The sequence below is a fragment of the Streptomyces sp. NPDC102467 genome (genome assembly GCF_044765445.1).
Classification (GTDB): Bacteria; Actinomycetota; Actinomycetes; order Streptomycetales; family Streptomycetaceae; genus Streptomyces.
In genome coordinates this window covers 122,598-143,247 of record NZ_JBIWKA010000005.1, presented here as the reverse complement: position 1 = coordinate 143,247, position 20,650 = coordinate 122,598, and the positions used below count along the sequence as shown (strand labels likewise).

General features: G+C 70.2%; 24 protein-coding genes and 1 riboswitch. Of the genes, 12 read left to right on the top strand and 12 right to left on the bottom strand.

What is annotated here, in order from left to right:
* The first annotated feature begins 107 nt into the window (after positions 1-107).
* The 4 genes from ACIREE_RS11725 (at position 108) to ACIREE_RS11710 (ending at position 3,314) form a co-directional block, all read left to right on the top strand.
* Positions 108-1,061, top strand: coding sequence for a cytochrome c oxidase assembly protein (locus ACIREE_RS11725; protein WP_404149796.1), 954 nt, complete (start codon positions 108-110; stop codon positions 1,059-1,061).
* A 98-nt stretch (positions 1,062-1,159) separates the two neighbouring features.
* Positions 1,160-1,318 carry a hypothetical protein gene (locus ACIREE_RS11720; RefSeq protein ID WP_404149793.1) on the top strand — a complete coding sequence of 53 codons (159 nt, stop codon included), beginning with the start codon at positions 1,160-1,162 and terminating at the stop codon, positions 1,316-1,318.
* Positions 1,319-1,479: 161 nt separating this feature from the next.
* A complete protein-coding gene (locus ACIREE_RS11715) occupies positions 1,480-2,196 on the top strand; it encodes a lysophospholipid acyltransferase family protein (RefSeq protein ID WP_404149790.1) in 717 nt (238 codons plus the stop codon).
* Between the two features lie 83 nt (positions 2,197-2,279).
* On the top strand, positions 2,280-3,314 hold the full coding sequence (locus tag ACIREE_RS11710; protein ID WP_404149787.1) for an NAD-dependent epimerase/dehydratase family protein: 1,035 nt from the start codon (positions 2,280-2,282) through the stop codon (positions 3,312-3,314).
* Between the two features lie 79 nt (positions 3,315-3,393).
* Here the strand turns inward: ACIREE_RS11710 and ACIREE_RS11705 are convergent, their stop codons facing one another.
* The 9 genes from ACIREE_RS11705 to ACIREE_RS11665 form a co-directional block, all read right to left on the bottom strand.
* Positions 3,394-5,028 carry an alpha/beta hydrolase gene (locus tag ACIREE_RS11705; RefSeq protein ID WP_404149784.1) on the bottom strand — a complete coding sequence of 545 codons (1,635 nt, stop codon included), beginning with the start codon at positions 5,026-5,028 and terminating at the stop codon, positions 3,394-3,396.
* 130 nt (positions 5,029-5,158) lie between these two features.
* Positions 5,159-5,947, bottom strand: a complete 789-nt coding sequence (locus tag ACIREE_RS11700; RefSeq protein ID WP_404149781.1) for an urease accessory protein UreD — start codon at positions 5,945-5,947, stop codon at positions 5,159-5,161.
* Complete coding sequence (gene ureG / locus ACIREE_RS11695) at positions 5,935-6,627, bottom strand: urease accessory protein UreG (protein WP_404149778.1); 693 nt, start codon at positions 6,625-6,627, stop codon at positions 5,935-5,937. Before ureG ends, ACIREE_RS11700 begins: the two co-directional genes overlap by 13 nt.
* 96 nt (positions 6,628-6,723) lie before the next feature.
* On the bottom strand, positions 6,724-7,398 hold the full coding sequence (locus ACIREE_RS11690) for an urease accessory protein UreF (protein WP_404149775.1): 675 nt from the start codon (positions 7,396-7,398) through the stop codon (positions 6,724-6,726).
* An 11-nt stretch (positions 7,399-7,409) separates the two neighbouring features.
* Entirely contained in the window at positions 7,410-9,131 is a 1,722-nt protein-coding gene (locus ACIREE_RS11685) for an urease subunit alpha (RefSeq protein ID WP_404149772.1), read from the bottom strand.
* Positions 9,124-9,435, bottom strand: a complete 312-nt coding sequence (locus tag ACIREE_RS11680) for an urease subunit beta (protein WP_404149769.1) — start codon at positions 9,433-9,435, stop codon at positions 9,124-9,126. The genes ACIREE_RS11685 and ACIREE_RS11680 overlap by 8 nt, the downstream gene beginning before the upstream one ends.
* A gap of 16 nt (positions 9,436-9,451) precedes the next feature.
* On the bottom strand, positions 9,452-9,754 hold the full coding sequence (locus tag ACIREE_RS11675; protein WP_404149766.1) for an urease subunit gamma: 303 nt from the start codon (positions 9,752-9,754) through the stop codon (positions 9,452-9,454).
* 197 nt (positions 9,755-9,951) lie between these two features.
* Positions 9,952-10,572 carry a TetR/AcrR family transcriptional regulator gene (locus ACIREE_RS11670; protein WP_404149763.1) on the bottom strand — a complete coding sequence of 207 codons (621 nt, stop codon included), beginning with the start codon at positions 10,570-10,572 and terminating at the stop codon, positions 9,952-9,954.
* A 339-nt stretch (positions 10,573-10,911) separates the two neighbouring features.
* Entirely contained in the window at positions 10,912-11,202 is a 291-nt protein-coding gene (locus ACIREE_RS11665; protein WP_404149760.1) for a type II toxin-antitoxin system Phd/YefM family antitoxin, read from the bottom strand.
* Positions 11,203-11,283: 81 nt separating this feature from the next.
* On the opposite strand from ACIREE_RS11665, the gene ACIREE_RS11660 reads away from it, so the two are divergent.
* From ACIREE_RS11660 to ACIREE_RS11650, 3 genes are all read left to right on the top strand, one after another.
* Positions 11,284-11,919, top strand: a complete 636-nt coding sequence (locus ACIREE_RS11660) for an ATP-dependent Clp protease proteolytic subunit (RefSeq protein ID WP_404149758.1) — start codon at positions 11,284-11,286, stop codon at positions 11,917-11,919.
* 7 nt (positions 11,920-11,926) lie between these two features.
* The gene (locus ACIREE_RS11655) at positions 11,927-12,235 is read left to right on the top strand and encodes a hypothetical protein (protein ID WP_404150477.1); all 309 of its coding nucleotides are present in this window, start codon (positions 11,927-11,929) and stop codon (positions 12,233-12,235) included.
* Positions 12,236-12,640: 405 nt separating this feature from the next.
* Positions 12,641-12,772, top strand: a riboswitch (cyclic di-AMP (ydaO/yuaA leader).
* 3 nt (positions 12,773-12,775) lie between these two features.
* Positions 12,776-13,249, top strand: a complete 474-nt coding sequence (locus ACIREE_RS11650) for a C40 family peptidase (RefSeq protein ID WP_404149755.1) — start codon at positions 12,776-12,778, stop codon at positions 13,247-13,249.
* 88 nt (positions 13,250-13,337) lie between these two features.
* On the opposite strand, the gene ACIREE_RS11645 is transcribed toward ACIREE_RS11650, so the two are convergent.
* Positions 13,338-13,970 carry a LysE family translocator gene (locus ACIREE_RS11645; RefSeq protein ID WP_404149752.1) on the bottom strand — a complete coding sequence of 211 codons (633 nt, stop codon included), beginning with the start codon at positions 13,968-13,970 and terminating at the stop codon, positions 13,338-13,340.
* Between the two features lie 133 nt (positions 13,971-14,103).
* On the opposite strand from ACIREE_RS11645, the gene ACIREE_RS11640 reads away from it, so the two are divergent.
* Positions 14,104-15,024 carry a LysR family transcriptional regulator gene (locus ACIREE_RS11640; RefSeq protein WP_404149749.1) on the top strand — a complete coding sequence of 307 codons (921 nt, stop codon included), beginning with the start codon at positions 14,104-14,106 and terminating at the stop codon, positions 15,022-15,024.
* 7 nt (positions 15,025-15,031) lie between these two features.
* On the opposite strand, the gene ACIREE_RS11635 is transcribed toward ACIREE_RS11640, so the two are convergent.
* Positions 15,032-15,490: an ATP-binding protein gene (locus ACIREE_RS11635; RefSeq protein WP_404149746.1), complete on the bottom strand. Its 459-nt coding sequence runs from the start codon at positions 15,488-15,490 to the stop codon at positions 15,032-15,034.
* 286 nt (positions 15,491-15,776) lie between these two features.
* Here ACIREE_RS11635 and ACIREE_RS11630 point away from each other — a divergent pair, with 286 nt between their 5' ends.
* Complete coding sequence (locus tag ACIREE_RS11630; RefSeq protein ID WP_404149743.1) at positions 15,777-16,628, top strand: helix-turn-helix domain-containing protein; 852 nt, start codon at positions 15,777-15,779, stop codon at positions 16,626-16,628.
* 58 nt (positions 16,629-16,686) lie between these two features.
* Positions 16,687-16,920 carry a DUF397 domain-containing protein gene (locus ACIREE_RS11625; protein WP_404149740.1) on the top strand — a complete coding sequence of 78 codons (234 nt, stop codon included), beginning with the start codon at positions 16,687-16,689 and terminating at the stop codon, positions 16,918-16,920.
* Here the strand turns inward: ACIREE_RS11625 and ACIREE_RS11620 are convergent.
* Positions 16,904-18,073, bottom strand: coding sequence for an 8-amino-7-oxononanoate synthase (locus tag ACIREE_RS11620; RefSeq protein ID WP_404149738.1), 1,170 nt, complete (start codon positions 18,071-18,073; stop codon positions 16,904-16,906). The genes ACIREE_RS11625 and ACIREE_RS11620 overlap by 17 nt on opposite strands.
* Before the next feature lie 152 nt (positions 18,074-18,225).
* Between ACIREE_RS11620 and bioB the strand changes: the two genes are divergently transcribed.
* Positions 18,226-19,380: a biotin synthase BioB gene (gene bioB / locus ACIREE_RS11615; RefSeq protein ID WP_404149736.1), complete on the top strand. Its 1,155-nt coding sequence runs from the start codon at positions 18,226-18,228 to the stop codon at positions 19,378-19,380.
* Positions 19,373-20,650 carry an adenosylmethionine--8-amino-7-oxononanoate transaminase gene (locus ACIREE_RS11610; protein WP_404149733.1) on the top strand — a complete coding sequence of 426 codons (1,278 nt, stop codon included), beginning with the start codon at positions 19,373-19,375 and terminating at the stop codon, positions 20,648-20,650. Before bioB ends, ACIREE_RS11610 begins: the two co-directional genes overlap by 8 nt.

Genomic DNA, 20,650 nt, shown 5'->3' with positions numbered 1-20,650 from the left:
CTTTAGTTGCTCTTTTAAGTGAGCTGCCCCCGGCCGCAACCGCGGCCGGGGGCAGCTCTAGTCTGGTGGCGCACAATCCGTACGAAACGAGCAACAGGAGCCGGCGGATGGATCACAGCGGGCACGGCATGAACATGGATCTGCCGCCGTTCACGCTGGGGCGCGGCCTCGTATGGTCGGCCGACCCCTTCTTCCTCGTCGGTTGTCTCCTGGCGCTCGCCCTCTACGGGTGGGGCGTCGTGCGGCTCGTACGGCGCGGCGACTCCTGGCCGGTGACGCGGACCATCGCGTACGTCGTGGGTGTACTCACCATCGGTCTTGTGATGTGCACCCGGCTGAACGACTACGGGATGGTCATGTTCAGCGTGCACATGGTGCAGCACATGGTCATCAGCATGCTGTCGCCGATCCTGCTGCTCCTGGGCGCCCCGATCACGCTCGCGCTGCGGGCGCTGCCGGTGGCGGCGCAGCGCGGCAAAAAGGGGCCGCGCGAGCTGCTGTTGATGCTGTTGCACAGCCGCTACATGCGGATCATCACGCACGCGGCGTTCACGATCCCGCTCTTCATCGCGAGCCTGTACGCGCTCTACTTCACGCCGCTGTTCGACTTCCTCATGGGGTCGAAGACCGGGCACCTCGCGATGATGGTGCACTTCCTCGCCGTGGGCCTGGTGTTCTTCTGGCCGATCATGGGTGTGGACCCGGGACCGAACCGTCCCGGCTATGTGATGCGGATGCTGGAACTGTTCGCGGGGATGCCCTTCCACGCCTTCTTCGGGATCGCGTTGATGATGGCGAGCACGGCGATGGTCGGCACGTTCGACAACCCGCCGGCCTCGCTCGGTATCGATCCGCTCTCCGACCAGGTGGCGGCGGGCGGCATCGCGTGGGCGTTCAGCGAGGTGCCGTCGGTCCTGGTGCTGCTTGCGCTGCTCCTTCAGTGGAAGAAGTCCGAAGACCGGCAGGCCCGTCGCAAGGACCGTGCCGCGGACCGGGACGGCGACGCGGAGCTGACGGCGTACAACGCCTATCTGGCCTCGCTGAACGCGCGCGGACAGTAGCGCCACCACCCCCTCACGGGTGACTATGGCCTTCTGGCCGCGGCCCGGGCTCCGTACATCGCCGTTCGCCGTCCGGGCTGCCGGGAGGAGCGTGCGTGATGCCCGGATCCACGAAGACGATGGGCGTGTTCACCGTGGGCGGCCTGGTGGCCGTCACCGCCTACACGGTGGCGCTCGGCAGCAACGGCTGGCTGTGGTTCGGCTGGGTCGTGCTCGGACTGATCACAGTGGCGATGGTGGCCTCGCACAGCGCCTGACGCGGTCCTGTCGGTCACGCGCCAGGGCCCCAAGGCTTGATCGGGCTCTCGCGCGCGGGCCGCTGATTGACTACTGTGCGCACGCACCCCGTCCGAGCTGTTGACGCGGTTCACGGGCTCCACGCGCTGCACAAGGCTGCTTCATGGGGGAAGGCGACCGCATGTTCTACCGACTTCTCAAGTACGTGATCCTCGGGCCGCTGCTGCGGCTGATGTTCCGGCCCCGGATCGAGGGTCTGGAGCACATCCCGGACTCGGGTGCCGCGATCGTCGCGGGCAATCACCTGTCGTTCTCCGATCACTTCCTGATGCCGGCGATCATCAAGCGGCGGATCACCTTCCTGGCGAAGGCCGAGTACTTCACCGGGCCAGGCATCAAGGGGCGGCTGACGGCCGCCTTCTTCCGCAGTGCGGGTCAGATCCCGGTCGACCGCTCGGGCAAAGAGGCCGGGCAGGCCGCGATCCGCGAGGGCCTCGGAGTACTGCGCCGTGGCGAGCTGCTCGGCATCTACCCGGAGGGCACGCGCTCGCACGACGGGCGGCTCTACAAGGGCAAGGTCGGCGTCGCCGCGATGGCTCTGAAGGCGCAGGTCCCCGTGGTCCCGTGCGCGATGATCGGCACGTTCGAGGCACAGCCTCCGGGCCAGAAGATCCCGAACATGCGGCGGGTGACCATCCGGTTCGGCGCGCCGCTGGAGTTCTCCCGGTACGCGGGGATGGACGACGAGAAGGCGATCCTGCGCGCCGCCACCGACGAGATCATGTACGCGATCCTCGAACTGTCCGGGCAGGAGTACGTCGACAAGTACGCGGCGCTCGTGAAGGCGGAGGCCGAGGAGGCCACGAAGCGGAGGTTCCCGAGGATGCCGCTGAGCTGACCGACCGCCAGGGCTGCGGCACCGGCCTCTGCGCTGAGCAGAATTCGATGGGCACGCCGCGTGCGTCGTCGTACGGTCCGCTCATGAAGACGGCTTTGGTGATCGGTGGAGCAGGACAGATCGGACGACCCTCGGTGCGGGCGCTCGCACGCGACGGCTGGGAGGTGACGGCAGCCTCGCGGGGCGGCAACCGGGACGCGAACTGGCCCGACGAGGTGCGGTCGGTACGGCTCGACCGGAACGACGACACGGCGCTCGCCGAGCTGGTCGGTGACGGGGTCGATCTGGTCGTGGACCTGGTGGCGTTCACCCGGCCGCACGGGCGACAGCTCGCACATCTCGCGGACCGGATCGGGTCGGCCGTCGTGATCTCCAGTGGCGCCGTGTACGAGGACGAGCGGGGGCGCAGCTTCGACACGCAGGAGGAGCCGGACGGGAAGCCGCGCTTCCCCGTGCCGGTGCCGGAGACCTGGCGGACGGTCGCGGCGGGCGAGGAGACGTACGGGACGCGGAAAATACAGCTGGAGCAGGATCTGCTGGCGCTCGGGGAGAAGCTGCCGACGACGCTGGTCCGGGCGAGCGCGGTGCACGGCCCGCACTGCCGCACGCCCCGCGAGCTGTACTTCGTGAAGCGGAACCTCGACGGTCGGCGCACGCGCGTGCTCGCGTACGGCGGGGAGAGCCGCTTCCACCCGGCAAGCGTGGACAACCTGGCGGAGCTGGTACGGCTCGCGGCGGCCAGGCCGGGCTCGCGGGTGCTCAACGGCGCGGACCCCGACAGCCCGACGGTCGCCGAGATCGGCACCATGATCGACAGGCTGATGGGGGTGGAGACGGAGACGGTGCTCGTCGACGGGCCGCCGCCGGCGCCGACGGTCGGGGACACACCGTGGTCGTTGCCGTACCCGTTCGTCTTCGACATGTCGGCCGCGGAACGGGAGGTGGGGTACCGGCCGGTCACGACGTACGCCGACGCGCTGCCGGCGACGGTGGAGTGGCTGACCGAGCGGCTGCGGCAGCAGGACTGGGTGGACGGCTTCCCGAAGATGGTGGCGAACTACACGACCGGACTCTTCGACTACGCGGCCGAGGACGCCTGGCTGGCCGCCCGGGGCTGACCGCGGGAGCCCATGAAGAAGGCCCGGCCCCCGCGTCGCGGGGGCCGGGCCGGCTGTTCTGTGCGCGCTCAGGCGGACGTCACGGCTTCGGGGTGGCGTGCGGGGCGCACGTCACGTCCTTGCTGTCGGTCTTGCCGGTGAGCAGGTAGGTGTCGACACGGTCGTTGATGCAGGGGTTGACCAGGCCGGTGACACCGTGGGAGCCCGCGTCCTTCTCGGTGATCAGGCGGGAGCCCTTGAAACGCTTGTGCAGCTCGACGGCGCCCTCGTACGGGGTGGCGGCGTCACGCGTGGACTGCACGATCAGGACCGACGGGAGACCCTTGCCGGTCTTGACGTCGATCGGCGTCTGCTGCTTGGTCTTCCAGGTGGCGCAGGGCAGGTTCATCCACGCGTTGGCCCACGTCATGAACGGGTAGTCCTTGTCGAGCCGCGTGTTGTCCCTGTCCCACTTCTGCCAGCTGGTGGGCCACTTGGCGTCGGCACACTCGACGGCGGTGTAGACCGCGTTGCTGTTCTCCGAAGCGGCGTTGCCCGCGGTGTCCGACATGTCGGGGGCAATGGCGTCGACCAGGGCCTGCGTGTCGCCGGCGACGTACTTGCTCCACGTCTGGGCGACGGGCACCCACGACGAGTCGTAGTACGGCGCGCTCTGGAAGAAGCCGATCAGCTCGGCCGGGCCGACGACCCCGCCGAGCGGGCTCTTCTTCGCGGCGGCGCGCAGGGTCAGCCACTGCTGCTGCACCTTGGCGCGCGTGGAGCCGAGGTGGAACGTGGCGTCGTTCTTCGCGACCCAGTCCTGCCAGTCCTTCCAGCGCCCCTCGAAGGCGATGTCCTGGTTCAGGTTGGCTTCGTACCAGATGTTGGACTTCGCCGGGTTGACGACGCTGTCCACGATCATGCGGCGGACGTGGCCCGGGAAGAGCGTGCCGTAGACGGCGCCCAGGTACGTGCCGTAGGAGACGCCCAGGTAGTTGAGCTTCTTGTCTCCGAGGGCGGCACGGATGACGTCGAGGTCGCGCGCGGTGTTCGGCGTCGTCATCTGCGGCAGCATCTCGCCGCTGCGCTCGTAGCAGCCGTCCGCGTACTCCTTGGCGAGCTTGCGCTGGGCGCGCTTGTCTGCCTCGCTGTCCGGGACCGGGTCGGCCTTGGGGGCCTTGACGAATTCCTGCGGGTCGATGCAGGAGATCGGCGCCGAGTGGCCGACACCGCGCGGGTCGAAGCCGACGAAGTCGTAGGCCTTCGCCATCTTCGCGTACAGCGGGTTCTTGGTGGTCACCCGGGTCGGGAAGCGCATCCCGGAGCCGCCGGGGCCGCCCGGGTTGTAGACGAGGGAGCCCTGGCGCTCGCTCTTGGTTCCCGTGGAGCCGACGCGGTCGACGGCGAGCTTGATCTGCTTGCCGTACGGCTTCGCGTAGTCGAGCGGCACGGTGACGTAGCCGCACTGGATGGGCTTGGCGAAGCCCCAGTCCGCGGGGCAGTCCTGCCAGTCGATGCCCTTCTTGTCGGCGCGGGCCGCGGCGATGGCGGCGCCCTTCGCCTGACGGTCCTGGCTGTGACTGCCGGTCGTGCGCTGCTCGGCGTTGGCCGCGGGGGCGGCGACCGCTCCCGCTATCAGCGCCGCAGCGGCGAACGCGCCGGCAGAGCCGATCACGACCTTCCGGCTGCCGCGACTCGTCTGTCGAGTCCGTCTCAAGTGAGGCCTCCCGCACATCGATTCGATCGTTACATCGATCGTGTAGCCGATCCGTACGCGGATCCTGTCCTGTGCGGGTCCCTGACAACAGAGTGGATGGACGTTCTTTACCAATCCGATAAACGGTATAACTCGTCCCGGTGAGCGGTCAGACCAGTCGGCCCAGCGCGGCGTCCAGGATTCGACGCAGTCGCAGCGCGTCCGGGGCGACCGCGGTGACCAGCACGGCGGGTCCCTCGAGAGGGGTGAGCGCCGCGGTGCCGTCCGCCTCGATCACGGTGGAGGAGGGCCGATCGGTGGAGAACTCCGGGCGTACGACAACGAGTTGCCCCAGGGCGCGATACCCGGCCAGCACCGCGGGGCCGTCCCAGCCGCCGGGTGCGCCCGGGCCGCAGGCGAGTTCCTGGTCGAGCAGTGGCCGGCCGGCGCGGTAGAGCGTGAGGCGACTGGTGAGCCGGCCCGGCTGCTCGCCCACTCGGCCGAGCACCTGTTCCTCGCGCAGCACGAGACGGGCGGCGGGGGCGAGGTCGGCCCGCGTGGTGACGCGCAGATCGCTGCCGTTCGCCGAGATCAGCTGCTCCGGCAGCCAATCGAGGCGGGCACCGTCGGCGACGTCGAGGCGGACGTCGTAGCGGGCCTCGTCCTTGACCTGTCCTGGCAGGGCGAGGGTGGCCGCGACGGAGCCGATATGCAGGTGGGCTCCTTGCTCCGCGCGGGCCTCGACGGTGAAGTGGTCGCCGCCGAGGGGCCCGCTCATGGCGCCGACGAGCAGGACGCGGGCCTCGGAGCCGGTGGCCCGGACACGGCGGATCGCGAACGAACCTTCGCTCTCCATGACAGGCAGAGCGGTGCTGCCGCGGCCGTCGTCACGCGCGACGACGCGGGCGGTAGAACGAACGCCCGCTCGCGATCCGCCGCGCTCACTCACGCGGTCCATGCCGCGTACTGCTTCCGCACCCAGGCCGCGACCGTGCCCACCCCTGCCTCCGAGCGCAAGGACTGCAGCACGACGGGGAGTTCGCCCCGTGCCTCCTTGGCGTCGGCGGACATCCGGGCCAGGTCGGAGCCGACATAGGGGGCCAGGTCGGTCTTGTTGATGACGAGCAGGTCCGCGGTGGTGACGCCGGGGCCGCCCTTGCGCGGGATGTCGTCGCCACCCGCGACGTCGATGACGAAGACCTGGGCGTCGACGAGGCCCTTGGAGAAGGTCGCGGTGAGGTTGTCGCCGCCGGACTCGACGAGGATCAGGTCGAGCGGCCCGACCCCGCCGGTGGACAACCCGGTCTCCAGGTCCTCGACGGCTTCCAGGTTGGCGGAGATGTCGTCGCGGATCGCGGTGTGCGGGCAGGCGCCGGTCTCCACGGCGACGATCCGCTCGGGCGGCAGTACGGCCTCGCGCAGCAGGAACTCGGCGTCCTCCCGTGTGTAGATGTCGTTCGTGACGACGGCGAGGGAGAGCTCGTCGCGCAGGGCGCGGCACAGCGCGGCGACGGTGGCCGTCTTGCCGGATCCGACGGGGCCGCCGAGTCCGATGCGCAGGGCCCGGCGGGTGCCGTCGGGACGGTGGGCGTCGGCGGAGACGGCGGCGGGGCCTTCGTGGAAGTGGCCGAGGTGCATGGTCTACGGCTCCAGTTCGGGTGGCTTTCGGATGGTTCAGGGTGAGCCGGGCGGGCTTCGGGGCGGACGGGTCCCAGGACGCGCTTCGGGCAGGTACTAGGACGCGAACAACCGCACAGGCCAGGCGGCGTGCACCTCCGCGCCGATCTCGAGCAGCGGCGCGGACCCGGCGGGCAGCGCGTCGACGCCTTCGCCGACGGCCCGTCTCGCCGCGTCCACGGCGTCACGTACGACGAGGTCGAGTTCGGGCGCGAGCCGCGCGAGGGCCCCCGTGGCGTCGAACGGGTCGAGGCTCAGCAGGCGTACGACGGCGGTCGCGGGCCCGCTGACACCTTCGTACACGGAGCAGTACGCGGCGTCTTCGGGGCCGAGCCCGGCGGCGCGGGCGGTCAGGCCGAGCACGACTGGCTGGTGCGCGCCCTTGGGGAACTGCCGTGCCAGGGCGTCGAGTTCGGGATGCGGCCAGGTGGTGCGGGCGGCGCGCATCAGCTGCCGGCCTAGTCTGCGCGCGGCCACGCGGAGGGCCTGGGACGGCGTGCGGGCGTCGGCCGCCGCGTCGAGGGCGGCGGGGTCGACGCCGAGCGCCGCCGCCGCGGCGAGCGCGGCCGCCACGCGGCCGCTGGTGTGCAGGCGACCCCGGCAGAACTCCTCCAGGCTCGCCGCGTCGGTGATGCGGCCCGCCTTGACCGCGGCCTCCGCCCCGCCGGAGTGGGCGTGCCCCCCGGCGGGGAAGCGGCCGTCGGCAAGGACGAGCAGCGCTGCGCGTGTCATGACGTACGCACTCAGAACAGGAAGTACCGCTGGGCGAGCGGCAGTTCGGCGGCGGGGGCGGGTTCGACGAGTTCGCCGTCGATGGTCACGGCGAACGAGTCGGGGGCGACCTCGACCCGTGGCAGGGCGTCGTTGTTGCGCATGTCGGCCTTGGTGCGGCCGCGGGTCGAGCGGATCGGAACGAACGTTCGTCCCAGTCCGAGACGCTCCGGGAGCCCGTCCTCGATGGCCCATTCGCTGGTGAAGTTGAACGAGTTGGCCGCGGGCGCCTTTCCGTACGCGCCGAACATCGGACGCGGCAGCACCGGCTGGGGCGTCGGGATGGAGGCGTTGGCGTCACCCATCTGTGCGTACGCGATCTGCCCGCCCTTGATGACGGCCTGCGGCTTCACGCCGAAGAACTTCGGGTCCCACAGCACCAGGTCGGCGAGTTTGCCGGTCTCGACGGAACCGACCTCGTGCTCGATGCCCTGCGCGATCGCCGCGTTGATCGTGTACTTGGCGACGTAGCGGCGGGCCCGCCGGTTGTCGGCGCGGGTGTCGCCGGGCAGCAGGCCTCGGCGGCGCTTCATGACGTGGGCGGTCTGCCAGGTGCGCATGATGACCTCGCCGATGCGGCCCATGGCCTGCGAGTCCGACGACATGATCGAGATGGCGCCCATGTCGTGCAGGATGTCCTCGGCCGCGATGGTGGTGGGCCGGATGCGGGACTCGGCGAAGGCGAGGTCTTCGGGGACCGCGGGGTTGAGGTGATGGCAGACCATCAGCATGTCGAGGTGTTCCTCGACGGTGTTGACGGTGTGCGGCCGGGTCGGGTTGGTGGAGCTCGGCAGCATGTTGGGCAGCTGCACGGCGGTGATCATGTCGGGCGCGTGACCGCCCCCGGCCCCCTCGACGTGGAAGGCGTGCAGGGTCCGGCCGCCGACGGCGTCGAAGGTGTCCTGGACGAAGCCGGCCTCGTTCAACGTGTCGGAGTGGACGGCGAGTTGGGCGCCGGATTCCTCACACACGTCGAGGCAGGCGGAGATCACGGCCGGGGTGGCGCCCCAGTCCTCGTGGATCTTGAAGCCGAGGACGCCCGCGCGCAGCTGGTCGCGCATGGACTCCTTCGACATGGTGTTGCCCTTGCCGAGGAAGCCGATGTTGACGGGGCTGTTCTCCATCGCCGCGAACATCCGGGCGAGGTGCCAGGAACCGGGGGTGATGGTGGTCGCCTTGGAGCCCTCGGCCGGTCCCGTACCGCCGCCGACGAGGGTCGTGACGCCCGAGGCGAGTGCCTCGTCGACGATGGTCGGCGAGATGAAGTGGATGTGGGTGTCGATGCCGCCGGCGGTGACGATCTTGCCGTTGCCCGCGAGGATCTCGGTCTCCGGGCCGATGACGAGGTCCGGGTGGACGCCGTCCATCGTGTCGGGGTTGCCGGCCTTGCCGATGCCGGTGATCCGGCCGTCACGGATGCCGATGTCGGCCTTGACGATGCCCCAGTGGTCGATGATCAGAGCGCCGGTGATGACGGTGTCTGGGGTGCCTTCCGCGCGGGTGGCCCGCGACTGGCCCATGGATTCGCGGATGACCTTGCCGCCGCCGAAGACGGCCTCGTCGCCGGAGCGGCCGGGGCCGCCCGAGCGGTCCTCCTCGATCTCGACGAAGAGGTCGGTGTCGGCGAGGCGGACGCGGTCGCCGGTGGTGGGGCCGAACAGGTCGGCGTAGGCGGCGCGGGACAGTTCAGGCATCGAGGGCACCTCCGGTCTCGCCGCGCAGGCCGGGGACGATCCGGTTGCCCGCGAGGGGGACGAGTTCGACGTCGACGGGGATGCCGGGTTCGAAACGAACGGCCGTTCCGGCGGGGATGTCGAGCCGGTGGCCACGGGCGGCGGCGCGGTCGAAGTCCAGACCGGGGTTGGCCTCGGCGAAGTGGTAGTGGGAGCCGACCTGGATGGGCCGGTCCGCGGCGTTGAGCACCGTCATACGTATGACGGTGCGGCCCTCGTTGTAGACGACCGGATCGTCGGCGAAGAGGATCTCTCCGGGAATCATGGCTGCCGCTCTCTTGTCAGACGATCGGCTCGTGGACGGTGACGAGCTTGGTGCCGTCCGGGAAGGTCGCTTCGACCTGGACGTCGTGGATCATCTCGGGGATGCCCTCCATGACGTCCTCGCGGGTGAGCAACGTCCGTCCGGATGACATGAGTTCGGCGACGGTGCGGCCGTCGCGGGCGCCCTCGAGGACGTGCGCGGTGATCAGGGCGACGGCCTCGGGGTGATTGAGCTTCAGACCCCGGGCCCGGCGCCTGTCGGCCACGTCGGCGGCCACATGGATGAGCAGTCTCTCCTGCTCGTGCGGGGTCAAGTGCACGCGTCCCACCTCACAGTCTCGCTTCGGACCGTGCGGGGCCCGGCTGCCGCGGCCACCGCGACGGGTATAGATGTAACACACAAGAAATGCGCGCGATCTTGCGCACCCCGGTTACCAAAACCCCTGGTGACGTGCGGCGCAGGCTAGTTGGGCGGAGTTTCAACGAGGTTAACCGTCGCTTGACCGCCGCATTGCCGTCAGCTGACCTCACCCATACTCATCAGGCCGCGCAGGCCGATCTGCAGCGTCGCGATCGGCACCTCGCCGAAGAGCGCCTGCTGGATGAGGAACCCCTGGGCCGCGGCGACCATCGTGCGCGCGACGGCGTCCGGGTCGGCGTCGGTGCGCATCGTCCCGGCCTCCTGATACCCCTTCACGATCTCGACCCAGACCGCGCGGACCTTGTCGAAGCCGGCTTGGATCACCGCGGCGAGGTCGTCATTGCGCAGAGTCTCGGACCACACCTGCACCACCAGGCGCGGGAAGCAGGACGCCCCGTCGACCCGCAGCGCCGGCCGCTCCCGGTGAATCTCCCCCATGACCGTGCCGACCAGTTCGTACGGCGGCGGGAGCGGCGTCTGTCGGCCGACCGTCTCGAACGCGGTCCGCACGTCGTCGAGAACCTCCATGACGGTGGCATGGATCAGCTCGTCCTTGCCACGGAAGTAGCGGTAGACCGCGCCGGCCGACAGGTCCACTTCCTTCAGGACCTCCTGCATCGACGTGGCATGAAAGCCGTTACGAGCGAAGCAGAGCGCGGCGCCGTCCAGGATCTGTCGGCGGCGGGCGGCGAGGTGCTCTTGGGATACGCGTGCCATGGCCGACAAAGTAGAACGAACCTTCCTTCCCGACAAGACCGCATGGGATCAGGACGGAGAAGGCATTTCGGGCCGATTGACGGCATGGTCGCGACGGTGGCGCGCACAACCAGCCGCTACTTCGGCGTGGCCGCGGCGTCGCATCTCCCGACCCAACCAGCCCTACCCGTCGGCCAGTTACTGCCACCCGGCACCAGGCGCCGGGCGTGGGCGCCGGAGCAATGACGTTGCACCCGGCCGCCTACTGCTTCAACGGGGGCGCGGCAGGCGGCACATGTGCAGGCGACGCGGTCGGCAGGGGCACGGCCTCGACGGATCTCGTACGCGAGGGCCGCCGCCCTAACGGACGTCCGGGCCGCGATGTTCGGCGGCGATGCCGAACCGCTGCCGTTCGCCCGGAGCGGACGTCAGGGTGCCGACACGGGAGACGGAGCTGATCGCGGGCTCGTCCGCGGGGTCGGCCTCCGACGCGCCAAGCGCTTCGAGTCGCTCCAGGTCAGCTGCCGATACGAGGCCGATGAGGGGCTTGCCGTGCCGCGTGACGACGACGCGCTCTCCGCCGTACACCACGCGGTTGATCAAGTCGGCGAGCTCAGCTCGGGCTTGCGTCACCGGAATCTCGTAGGCCATGCTCCCCATCGTACGTCATGTACGTCCTGTACATTTTTTACAGAGCAGCAGGAACTCATGAGAGCAGCGGAGGAGACCACCATGACCCGACCGTCCGGCCGTTATGTCCTGCCCGAGTTCACGGAGCGCACGACCTCGGGGTACCGCACGCTCGATCCGTACTCGAAGCTCTTGGAGGAGCGCATCGTTTTCCTCGGGACGCCGATCGACGACACGTCCGCCAACGATGTGATGGCGCAGTTCATGCACCTCGAATACACGGCGCCGGACCAGGACATCTCGCTGTACATCAACTCCCCCGGCGGCTCGTTCAGCGCGATGACGGCGCTCTACGACACGATGCAGTACGTCAGTTGTGACGTGGAGACGACGTGCCTGGGGCAGGCCGCGTCCGTCGCCGCGGTGCTGCTCGCCGCCGGGGCGCCGGGCAAGCGGATGATGCTGCCCGGCGCGCGCGTGGTGCTCGACCAGCCGGCGCTGCCCGAGCCGGCACAGGGCCAGCCCACCGATCTGGAGATCCAGGCACGCGAAATGGCGCGTATGCGGGAGCAGTTGGAGGAGTTGCTCGCGCGGCACTCGGGGCGGGCGAAGGACCAGGTCGGCCTGGACATCGAGCGGGACACCGTGCTCGACGCCCACCAGGCCCTGGAGTACGGCCTGGTGGACCAGGTGCTGCGGAGCCGCAAGGCCACGCTCGGCGCACAGGGCGCGAGGTGACATGCCGGTGTTTCCACCCGAACTGCCGCCGCTGCCCGCCCTGACCCGCGCCGAGTGCGAGCTGGTGGACAGCTACCTGGCGGTGGTCGATCTGATCGCGCGGATCAACCCGGCGCGCGGCGACCACACCTACCGAGGGCTGCGGGCGGCGCAAGCGCTCGTCGGGCGGGCGTCGGCGCTGCGGGACGCCTTGGAGCTGATGCACCGGCGGGGCGAGAGCGAGGTGCACGCGCCAACCCTGACGCGGGCTCTGCGCGTCCTGGATGGCGAGAGGCGTACACAGAGAGTCACTTTGCCGCCAGAAGCGGTCAGTTGAGATCGCAGGGAGTCGCGGCTCGCGCAAACTGTCTGCGCCCGAGCCGAAACGGCCCAGATGGTGTACCACCAAATGGCCTAGACACTCATACATCATCAAGACGGTCAGAGTTGCGCTCCGGCGGTACGCGGACGCCGGAATGACACGTTCCGCCCCTGGTACGAGCGTGGTCAGGTGTCGCGGGCGCGGCCCGGAAGCAGGACTGTCCACCTGAACGGGTCAAGCGTGAGCAGCCTCACTTACCGCCGGTTCAACTCGGTTTCGGCTCCACATGTGCGTGAAGATCCCTCCGACGACAAGCCCCCGCCGCCGCGGCGGGGCGGTCCGTGCGGACGCCGAGTCCTGCCGCCGTGCGGATGCCAGGTCGACAGAAGTGCATCGGCAGGAGTGGAGGACCCAGGTACGACGGGCCACCGGCCCACCTCGACGGAGGTGGTGCCCGAGGGGCCCTTGGGGTGAAGCCGCACCATGCGGCCGGGCATCTTCGCCTGCCCGAACCCGACAGGTCACCCTTCACAGGCGGCTGACGAAGGGTTGCGCATGTCTGCGCTCAATCGTGTTCCCTCGCTGCTGGCCCGGGCCGGCACCGCGTCGGTCCTCACCCTCGCCGTCGCAGGAGCCGGACTCATGGTCCCCGGCGCCGCGTCCGAGGCGTCGGCGGCTACGGCTTCGACCAAGGCATTGAGGGTCGCGGCCTCCAAGAAGGGATCGCCGTACAGGTGGGGCGCCACGGGCCCGCACCGGTTCGACTGCTCGGGCCTGACGCTCTATTCGTTCAAGCGGGCGGGCAAGAAGCTGCCCCGCACCGCCGCGCAGCAGTACAACAAGACCCGTCATGTCTCCTCGTCCCACCGCAGGACGGGTGACCTGGTCTTCTTCCACTCGGGCCGGAGCGTCTACCACGTCGGCATCTACGCCGGGAAGGGACGGATCTGGCATTCGCCCAAGACCGGCGCGGTGGTGCGGCTGGAGAGGATCTGGACGCGGAGCGTCTGGTACGGCCGGGTGCGCTGACCCCCGCCGCACGGAGCGGCCCGTGGGGACGGGCCCGGCGCCGGGCCCGTCCCCACGCGGCCTCCCACGCGGCCCCTCACGCGGCCTCTCACGCGATCAGCGGCTCCAGAAGGAGGGCCAGGGCCAGGAGCACCAGCGCGCTCCCGGTGACGGCCTCCACGGCGCGGGCCGTGCGCGGCCTGCGCAGCCACCGGCCGAGCCGGTCCACGAGCAGGGCCACGGCCGGGAACCAGAGCAGCGCGAGCGCCACCACGATCGCCGAAAGAACGGCCGTTCGCGGAAGGGCGGGGCTGCCCGCGGGCACGAACTGCGGCAGCACGCTCAAGAACGTGATCGGCGCTTTCGGATTGAGCGTGTTGGTCAGGAAGCCCTGCCGCAGCGCGCCGCCGGCCGGGCCCCGCTCCGGGCCGGCCCCGTCGTCGGCCCGCTCCCGCAGGGGGCGCAGCGCCGACTGCAGTGTCTTCGCGCCCAGGTAGAGGACGTACGCACCCCCCGCGAGTCGCAGGGCGCCGAACAGCGTGGGTACGGCGGTGAGGACCGCGGCGAGGCCGGCGACGGCCAGCGCGGTGTGGACGAGCAGGCCGCAGGCGACTCCGAGGGCGCAGGCGACTCCGGCGCGGCGCGAGACCATGGAGTTGCGCACGACGACCGTGAAGTCCGCGCCGGGCAGGGCCACCATGCCCGCGGCGACGCCGGTGAAGGCGACCAGTTGAGCGTCCATGCACTTCAGCCTGCCCGAGCCCGGCCTTCAGCAGGTATGTGCAATATCCTGAGTCTGCCTAAAGCAACGCTTAAGGCCGGGGCCTTCGCGCGCGGGGCTCCGGTGGGATTCCGTACGGCTTCGGAGGCGGCCCATGTACGACCCGACGCGGCTCGCCGCGCTGGTGGCGGTCTCCGAGGCCGGTTCGATCACCCGGGCGGCCCAACGCCTGGGATATACCGTGCCCGCGCTCTCGCAGCAGCTCGCGAAGTTGGAGCGGGAGGCAGGGACGGCACTGCTCGTGCGGCACCACAGGGGCGCCCGGCTGACGGGTGCCGGCGAGGTGCTGGTGGAGACGGCGCGGCGGGTGCTCGACGAGATGGCGCGGGCCCGGCACGAGCTGGCGCGGCTCGCCGGCCTGTCGGGCGGGCGGCTGCGGCTCGGTACGTTCACGACGGCGGGGATGCATCTGCTGCCGCCGGCGCTGACCGCGTTCCGCAGGGCCCATCCGGATGTGGAGTTGACGGTCGCCGGGTACGAGCCACCGCTCGGGGTCGCCGCGGTGGCGGCCGGCACCGTCGATGTGGCGCTCACTCACACTTATGCGCCCTCCGAGCCCGTGGCGGTGCCCTCTTCCGTGGTCCAGGAACCCGTCCTCGTAGAGGAGTTGGTGCTGGTGACGGCTCCCGGACAGGCGCTGACGGCGGGGACGGCGGGGACGACGCGACTGCCGCCGGCCGAGCTGGCGGGGCAGGCGCTGATCAGCATGGCACCGAACCATCCGCCGCGGCAGGGCGTCGAGGCGGCGCTTGCGCGGGCCGGAGCGACACCGTCGGTGCTGGTGGAGACGCCGAGTTACGCGCTGGTGTGCGCGCTGGTAAGTGCCGGGCTCGGTGTGGCGGTGGTGCCGGAGATGGTGGCGCGGATGTCGGCGACGCCGCTCGGCGTACGGCATCTCGAACCGGGGGACCTGCGGCGGACGGTGTCGGTGGTGCACCGGGCGGACGACACGAACCCGGCGGTCGACAGCTTCCGGGCGCTCCTGCGCGGGGCGTTCGGCCGCTCTTCACACTGACGGAGCGTCAACAGGCAGCAGCGGGCGGCACGTTGTTGTCCTTTGCGGCGGCGATCCATGGCAGTGCGATCCATACGGTCTTGCCGCCCTCCGGGGTCGGCGACACCGAAAGCCGTCCGCCGCACTCCGCGGTGAGGCAGCGGATGATCACCATGCCGCGGCCGTTGTCCTGCTGGACGGCGGCGGGCAGTCGCTTGGGGTAGCGCGGGTGGCTGTCGGTGACGCCGATGCGCAGCCGCTCGTCGTGTTCGAGTTCCAGGTCGACGGTGAAGGTGGGCGACATGCCCAGGGTGTGCTGCACGGCGTTGGTCGCGAGTTCCGACACGATCAGCCGGACGGTGTCGGCCGCGTCGGTGTCCCCCGGCATGCCCCACTCCGACAGTACGTGGCTCACGTACCGGCGGGCCGCGGAGACCGAGGCGGGTTCGCTCGGCAGCGTGACGGATGCTTCCAGGTGGTCTGCCATGGCGACGTCGTCCCTTTCCCACCGGGGCCGCGCCTGTCGACTCTGGCGGTTCGCTGGCGTGCGGCCTCCGACTTCTGCTTCGCGCCAGAGTGCCACTTGGATGCCCTTCCGTGCTGCTGATCCCCCAAGATATGCATATATCTGTCGCTCGAAGCGGTGAACTCTGCGACGAGAGACCGTATTTGGGCGAGCGCACGCCGGTTCCTCTACCGTCTGATCAGGAGTCGCTTCGCACGGGCCAGGAAGGAGCCCCGGCCGGGCGACCCGAGGACGTTGAGGAGTCAACATGAAGTACGGTCCCGCGGTCCGCCGTCGCAAACTCGGTGCCGAACTGCGCGCGTTGCGCGTACAGGCCGGACTGACCAGTGGCCAGGCGGCCCGGCTGGTCGGCTGGCACCAGTCGAAGGTGAGCCGGATCGAGACAGGACGCAGTGGCGTGAAGGCAGCGGATGTGCTGCGCCTGCTCGACGCATTCGAGACGAAGAATCCGCGGCAGCGGGAGCTCGTGGTCGCATTGGCAGGTGCGGAAGATACTGGCGGACACCATTGGTGGCACGCTTATCGGGGGCTATTGCCGCCTTCCTACCGCGATTTCATCAGCCTCGAATCGCAGGCCTGCCGGATCCGGACGCTGGAGACGAGCGTGGTGCCGGGGTTGTTGCAGACGCCCGAGTACGCGCGGGCGGTGACCCGTTCGGTGCTGGCGGGGATGCCGGACCAGCACATCGAGGCGCTGGTGGAGGTGCGGCTCGCGCGTCAGGATGTGCTGCGGGCGCAGCCGCCTCTCCAGCTGAGCGCGGTGCTCGACGAAGGGGTGTTACGGCGCGAGGTGGGTGGGTCCGGCATCCTGCGACGGCAGGTGGCGCACCTGGCCGAGGCGGCACAAATGCCGCATGTCCAAATTCAGGTGCTTCCCTTCTCTGCGGGTGGCCACATCGGCCTCAGTGGCCCTTTCGTTGTGTTCTCATTTCCGAACACATCCGATCTGGATGTGGTTGTTCTCGACCATTTGACGAGTAGCCTCTACCTCGAGCGGAAAGAAGACCTCAAGGCATACACAGAGGCCTTTGACACCCTTCTCCTCCGCGCACTTTCGCCCGAGGACTCGTTGGAATTCATCGCACGGATCGCCGGGTAACCGAGCGGACGAGGACGCCGACACCTCGCCACGGGCCGGCACTGCGTAAGGGGGCACCATGAATGCACTGCCTCGGCACGTTCCTTCCGTTCCCTCCAGCTCGTCGCTGAGCGGCGCACGGTGGCGGCGCAGCAGCCGCAGCACCGGCGCCAACAACTGCGTCGAGACAGCCCCCCAGACCTCGGGGCCCACGTCCGGACTGATGGCCGTCCGTGACTCCAAGAACACCACGGGGCCCGCCCTGCTGTTCGCACCCTCCGCCTGGGAGGGGTTCGTCAACTCCCTGTGCTGAAAGCGCTGTTGGGAGCAGTGCGGCTGATCACCCGTACCGCCTCGCCGAGTTGTTCGTCGGTGAGGTCGGCGCGGGCGGTCAGCCGCAGTCGCGAGATGCCGTCGGGCACCGACGGCGGGCGGAAGCAGCCCACCGAGAGTCCCGCCGCCCGGCAGTCCGCGGCCCAGCGCACCGCTTCATCGGGCGAGGGCGCGCGCACCGAGACGACCGCCGCGTCCGGCCGCACCGCCAACAGGCCCGTGCCGGTGAGCAGTTGATGCAGAGACGTCGCCACCTCGCGGGCCCGGTCCGCGCGCTCCGGTTCGCGGCGCAGCAGACGCAACGCGGCCAGGGCGGCGCCGGCCGCCGCCGGGGCGAGCCCGGTATCGAAGATGAACGTACGGGCCGCGTTCACGAGATGGTCGATGACCCGGGCCGGGCCGAGGACCGCGCCGCCCTGACTGCCGAAGGACTTGGAGAGGGTGACGGTGGCGACGGTGTCCGGCGCTCCGGCCAGGCCCGCCGCGTGCGGGGCGCCGCGGCCGCCGGCCCCGAGCACACCGAGACCGTGCGCGTCGTCGACCAGCAGCCCCGCCCCGAACTCGCGGCACACAGCGGCCAGTTCGGCGAGTGGCGCCCGGTCCCCGTCGACGGAGAAAACGGTGTCCGAGACGACCGCGGCGGGTCCGTCGTGCGTACCGAGGGCCTTGCGGACAGCGGCGGGGTCGGCGTGCGGCACGACCTGGGTGGCGCCGCGGGCCAGTCGGCAGCCGTCGATGAGGGAGGCATGGTTGGCCGCGTCGGACACGATCAGTGAACCGTGCGGGGCGAGCGCGGTGACCGCGGCGAGGTTCGCCGCGTAACCGGAGGAGAGGACGAGCGCGGCCTCGAATCCGCAGAAGTCGGCCAGTTCCCGCTCGAGGCGGACATGCAGCTCGGTGGTGCCGGTGACCAGCCGGGAGCCGGTCGCCCCGCCGCCCCAGCGGCGTGCGGCCTCGGCGGCGCCCTCGACGACCTCGGGGTGGCGGGCCAGACCCAGATAATCGTTGCTCGCGAGGTCGAGCAGCGGGGAGTCGGCCGGGCGGGGGCGCAGGGTGCGGACGAGTCCGGCGGCTTCGCGGGCGCGGCGCTCCTCGTCGAGCCAGCCGAACGCACGAACGGGGGCTGTGGCCATGACTCCCTCTGGTTGCAGGTTTTGTAGGTAACGCACAGACCCTATTCGGGCCGCCACAGGGTCAGGGTGTGGCAATACCCACACGTCGAACGCTCTCCTTTGTACGAAGTCTCCTTTCGCAGGGGCGTCCCCATAGGCCAAGATCTGACGCCATGGACCTGCTGAACACGCTGGTGGACAAGGGGCTGCGGCGCGAACTGCCGAGCCGTGAAGAGGCGCTCGCCGTGCTGGCGACGTCGGACGACGACCTGCTCGACGTGGTGGCCGCGGCCGGAAAGGTGCGCCGCACGTGGTTCGGGCGCCGGGTCAAGCTCAACTATCTGGTGAACCTGAAGTCGGGGCTCTGCCCGGAGGACTGCTCGTACTGTTCGCAGCGCCTCGGCTCGAAGGCGGAGATCCTCAAGTACACGTGGCTGAAGCCCGATGAGGCGTCCAAGGCGGCGGCCGCCGGGGTCGCGGGCGGCGCCAAGCGGGTCTGTCTGGTGGCGAGCGGGCGCGGGCCGACGGACAAGGACGTGGACCGGGTCGCGAAGACGATCGACGCGATCAAGTCCGACAACGAGGACGTCGAGGTGTGCGCCTGTCTCGGTCTGCTCTCCGACGGACAGGCGGAACGGCTGCGCGGGGCGGGGGCGGACGCGTACAACCACAACCTCAACACGTCCGAGGCGACGTACGGCGACATCACGACGACGCACACGTATGCGGACCGGATCGACACCGTACAGAAGGCGCACGCGGCCGGTCTCTCGGCCTGTTCCGGCCTGATCGCGGGCATGGGCGAGAGCGACGAGGACCTGGTCGACGTGGTGTTCGGGCTGCGTGCGCTGGACCCGGACTCGGTGCCGGTGAACTTCCTGATCCCCTTCGAGGGGACACCACTGGCCAAGGAGTGGAACCTCACCCCGCAGCGCTGCCTGCGGATTCTGGCCATGGTCCGCTTCGTCTGCCCGGACGTGGAGGTGCGGATCGCGGGCGGGCGCGAGGTGCATCTGCGCTCGATGCAGCCGCTGGCCCTGCACATCGCCAACTCCATCTTCCTGGGTGACTACTTGACGAGTGAGGGACAGGCCGGCCGGGCGGACCTGGAGATGATCGCGGACGCCGGGTTCGAGGTGGAGGGCACCGACGAGGTGACGCTGCCCGAGCACCGGGGCGGCGGGTGCGGTTCGGTGTGCGCCTCCGATTCCGCCTCCGATTCCGGCTGCGGCTCGGTGGGTGCACAGGTCGAGGTGCCCGAGGCGCGTACCGATCTGGTGGCCGTACGCCGCCGCGGCGCGGGGACGGATGTCGCGCCCAATGCCTGATCCGCGCGTGGACGAGCTGCTGGCGCTGGACCGGCAGCATGTCTGGCACCCGTACGGTCCCATGCCGGGCCGGCAGCAGCCCCTGGTCGTCGAGTCGGCGGCCGGGGTGCGGCTGCGGGTCGCCGGGCACGGTGAGCTGGTGGACGGCATGTCCTCGTGGTGGTCGGCGATCCACGGGTACAACCACCCGGTGCTCAATGACGCGGCGCGCGGCCAGTTGGAGCGGATGAGCCATGTGATGTTCGGCGGGCTCACGCACGAGCCCGCCATCGGGCTGGCAAAGCGGCTTGTCGACATGTCGCCGGACGGCCTTGAGCACGTGTTCCTCGCCGACTCCGGCTCGGTGTCGGTGGAGGTCGCCCTCAAGATGTGCCTGCAGTACTGGCGCTCGCTCGGCCGGCCCGAGAAGCGGCGGATGCTGACCTGGCGCGGCGGCTACCACGGCGACACCTGGCAGCCGATGTCCGTGTGCGACCCGGAGGGCGGGATGCACGGGCTCTGGGCGGGGGTGCTGCAGGAGCAGGTCTTCGCGGACGCGCCGCCGAGCGCGTACGAGGAGTCGTACGCGGAGCATCTGCGGGAGCTGATCGGACGGCATGCGCACGAGCTGGCCGCCGTCATCGTGGAGCCCGTGGTGCAGGGCGCGGGCGGGATGCGGTTCCACTCCCCCACGTATCTGCGGGTGCTGCGGGAGGCATGCGACGCGCACGACGTGCTGCTGGTGTTCGACGAGATCGCCACCGGTTTCGGGCGCACGGGCACGCTGTTCGCGGCCGGGCACGCGGCGGTGACGCCGGATGTGATGTGTGTCGGCAAGGCGCTGACCGGCGGCTATCTGACGCAGGCGGCGACGCTGTGCACGGCGCGGGTGGCCGACGGGATCTCCCGGGGCGAGGTGCCGGTGCTCGCGCACGGGCCGACGTTCATGGGCAATCCGCTGGCCGCGGCGGTGGCTTGCGCCTCGATCGACCTGCTGCTCGGCCAGGACTGGCAGGCGGAGGTAAAACGGATCGAGGCCGGGTTGCGTGACGCCTTGTCAGGCGCCATGGAAATGCCGGGAGTTCGCGAGGTACGTGTGCTCGGCGCCATCGGCGTCGTGCAGCTGGACCACGAGGTGGACATGGCGGCGGCGACGCGCGCGGCGATCGCAGAAGGTGTCTGGCTGCGGCCGTTCCGCGATCTCGTCTACACGATGCCGCCGTATGTCACCGGTGACGAGGATCTGGCCCGGATCGGGCGCGCGGTGTGCGCGGCCGCGCGGGAGGGATGA